This window comes from Rubrivirga sp. (assembly GCF_049648075.1).
Lineage (GTDB): Bacteria > Bacteroidota > Rhodothermia > Rhodothermales > Rubricoccaceae > Rubrivirga.
In genome coordinates, this window is record NZ_JBARYR010000143.1 from 1 (window position 1) to 3,183 (window position 3,183).

At 70.4% G+C, this 3,183-nt stretch carries 3 protein-coding genes and 1 pseudogene; 2 read left to right on the forward strand and 2 right to left on the reverse strand.

Features of this window, described 5'->3' with window-relative positions; genetic code table 11:
• Positions 1–255 (reverse strand): annotated as a pseudogene (locus WBA11_RS04005) (hypothetical protein); the annotation flags it as partial.
• A gap of 125 nt (positions 256–380) precedes the next feature.
• Between WBA11_RS04005 and ispE the strand changes: the two are divergent.
• Together ispE and WBA11_RS04015 are read left to right on the forward strand one after the other, a co-directional pair.
• A complete protein-coding gene (ispE, locus tag WBA11_RS04010; protein ID WP_424519435.1) occupies positions 381–1,217 on the forward strand; it encodes a 4-(cytidine 5'-diphospho)-2-C-methyl-D-erythritol kinase in 837 nt (278 codons plus the stop codon).
• A gap of 85 nt (positions 1,218–1,302) precedes the next feature.
• On the forward strand, positions 1,303–2,010 hold the full coding sequence (locus WBA11_RS04015) for an FkbM family methyltransferase (protein WP_424519436.1): 708 nt from the start codon (positions 1,303–1,305) through the stop codon (positions 2,008–2,010).
• Between the two features lie 16 nt (positions 2,011–2,026).
• Here the strand turns inward: WBA11_RS04015 and WBA11_RS04020 are convergent.
• Positions 2,027–3,183: metallophosphoesterase family protein (locus WBA11_RS04020; RefSeq protein WP_424519437.1), on the reverse strand; the 1,157-nt coding region annotated here is incomplete at its 5' end.

Here is a 3,183-nt window from a genome sequence, read left to right on the forward strand (position 1 = left end):
CGACGAGACCGACCCACCGCCGACGGACACCACGAACACGTCGCCCGGTCCGACGACGTAGGTGGCTGGGTCGACGGGACCCGCCAGCACCACATCGGTGGAGGCCGGTGACGAGACCCGGTTCAGAGATCCGAGTTGGGGGGCTCGGACGGTGTTCCCCGCGGAGGGAATAAACTGAGCGGTTGCGGACGGGCTCGCGAGCAGTGTCGCGACGGCGAGCACGGACAGAGCGATCCCGCGAACGGGAAGGGGCATGGGGGCGCCGGAGGGAGAGCAGGCGTAGCAACCGTGGCCGAAGGTACGTTCGGGTCTGCGAAGCCGAGCGGGATTTGACGCGCCCGGACCGCCTCCAGAGGGTCAAAACTGCTACCCCGTCGCTCGTGATCGTCCGAAACGCCCCGGCCAAGGTCAACCTCGGCCTCCACGTCCTGCGCCGCCGCGACGACGGGTTCCACGATCTGGCGACGGTCTTTCTGCCCATCGGCTGGGCGGATACCCTCACTGCCGAGCTGTCCTCGAGGGTGACGCTCGCCACGAGCGACCCGGCGCTGCCGACGGACGAGAGCAACCTGGTCGTCCGCGCCGCCCTGGCGCTCCGGTCGTGGGCCGGCCTCGAGGTTGGCGCCCAGTTCCACCTCGACAAGCGCGTCCCGTACGGCGCAGGCTTGGGCGGCGGGTCGTCCGACGCCGCGGCCGCGTTGCGCCTTCTGGCCGATCTCTGGGACCTCGAGGTGCCCCCCGCCGATCTCGCCCGGCTCGCCCTGGACCTGGGCTCCGACGTCCCGTTCTTCCTCGAGTCCGAACCCTCGATCGGGCTCGGGCGCGGGGAGCGGCTCCGCGCCCTCGAGGGCTACGCATGTCCGTTCTGGCTCGTGGTGGCCGTTCCACCAGTTCACGTGTCGACCGCCGAAGCGTTCACGGGCGTCGTCCCTCGCTCCGACGGCCGGCCCGATCTCGCCGCCGCCGTCGTCTCCAACGACCTCGAGCGGTGGCGAGAAGAGGTCACCAACGATTTCCAGCCGCCCGTCGAAGCGGCGCACCCCGTGATCGCCGATGTCCGTCGCGCCCTCGAGGACAGAGGTGCTGGGTGGGCCGCGCTGTCGGGGACGGGATCGGCCGTCGTGGGCGCCTTCGAGGACGGAGCGGACGCGCGGCGAGTGGCGTCCTCCCTCGAGGACGGTTGCCGCGTCTGGCTCGAGCCGCCCGCCGGTCTGTAGCCGTCTGAGTCCGTCTCCTCTTCTCCGCGGACCCGGGTCGTCGTCCTCGAGGGCGGGATACCTTCAGGGCCCGACGAGTCCCGCCATGAAGCTCCCCATTGGCCGCGCCCACGACCTGCTCCGCCGGGTCGGGTACGAGGTCATCCCGTTCCCTGCCGACCGCCTCCTGCGGCGCTCGCCCGACGTCTTGCTCGACGTCGGTGCAAACCAAGGTCAGTTCGCTGGGGAGTTCCGCCGGCGTGGGTTCACGGGCCGGATCGTCTCGTTCGAGCCCAACCCCACAGCGTTCGCGCGCCTCGAGGACGCGGCACGGAGCGATGACAAGTGGCACGTCCGCAACGAGGGGCTCGGCGCCGAGGCCAGCCGCCTTCCGATGCACATCGCGACGGGCCACGACGCCAGCAGCTCCATCCTGCCCCCGTCCGACCGCATGGGCGACTTCGCGGACTTCCTCTCGTTCGATGACCGCGTCGAGGTCGACGTCCGACGGCTCGACACCGTCTTCGACGAGATCGTCCGGCCCGGCGAGCGCGTCGCGATGAAGGTGGACACGCAGGGGTACGAGAGCGCCGTCCTCGAGGGCGCCTCGGGCGTCTTGGACCGGATCGACGCGGTCACGCTCGAGCTGTCGTTCGTCCCGTTGTACGAGGGCGAGCCGCCGGCCGAGACGGTGATGGCCTGGATGCGCGAGCGCGGGTTCGCCCCGGCCTACGTGGCGCCGGCGTTCATCGAGCGGCCCTCGCGCCGCTGGCTCCAGGCCGACGTGCTGTTCGTGAGGGACGAGGTCGAGTGATCGTCCTCGAGGACGGCTACCGCTCCTCCGCGTCCACGGCCCGCTCGACCTCGAGGGCGGCGGCGACCAGGTCGTCCTTGATCTTGCCGAGCGTGTCGTGTTGGTCCACGTACCGCTCGATGGCCTCCTTGAGCGACGTCTCGCGCCGGACCACGGTCCGCTTGCGGCGCTCGCTCGCCTCGACGTCCCGCTCGACGGCCGCGACGGTGTCCGCGGCCTCGAGGGCGGCCCGGATGACCTGCTCGTCCACGGCCGGCTGCTCCTCGCCGACCTTGTAACGCACGCGGACGACGGCGTCCTCGAGGTCGTGTTTTTGGATCTCGGCCAAGATGGCGGTCATCGGGTCCTCGGCCTCCGTCGCGTCGATCGCAATCGGGACGAAGCGCCGCGCGGGCGTCGGGACGAACGTGTACTGCGTCCGCCGCCCGGCCTCGCCCGACGGGTCGATGTCGACCATCACGAAGCCCTTGTCGGCGTCGTGCTCCTTGAACGAGATCCGCTCGATCGAGGACGAGTACACGACCGGCGGCCCGTCGCCGCGCCGGTACGCATCGAGGTTGCGGTCCTGGTACTTGTGGATGTGCCCGAGCGCCACGTAGTCGACCGGCGACGGCGTCAACTGGCCGACCGTGAACTGGGGCTCGTGCGCGATCAGGCTCGCCCGTTCGCTCCCGCCCATCTCGGCGCCCTGGACGGTGAAGTGGGCGCACACCACGAGCGGAATCGACGGGTCGGCTTCCAAGGCGCACCGGGCGACGAACGACGTGTACGTGCTCTCGATCAGCTCGCGGATCTCGTGCGGCGTCTTGCCCCGATACTGGTCCTTGGCCAGGATCTTCGAGCGGATCGGCCACGGGAGGGCGATCAGCTGGAGCGGCCCCGACTTCGTCTCGATGACGCCACCTGGCTGGCCCTCGGCCCGGAACGTCGGCGTCACGAAGACTTCGGCCTCGCCTCCCAACACGCCGAAGATGTCGACCGACGACGCCTTCCCAAAGCTCACCGGGTGGTCGTGGTTGCCGACCACCATCGCGATCGGGATCTCGGCCTCGACGATGGGCCGTAGGGCCTCGGCAAACTGTCGCTGCTGGGTCGGTGTCGGGTCGGCCGTCCGGTACGCGTCGCCCGCGAACAGGAACAGGTCGATGTCGTCCTCGAGGGCGCGCGCGACCA

What these genes read in the sequence shown, in the direction of transcription:
- WBA11_RS04015 (WP_424519436.1), top strand. Translation starts at nt 1,303, where the DNA reads ATGAAGCTCCCCATTGGCCGCGCCCACGACCTGCTCCGCCGGGTCGGG.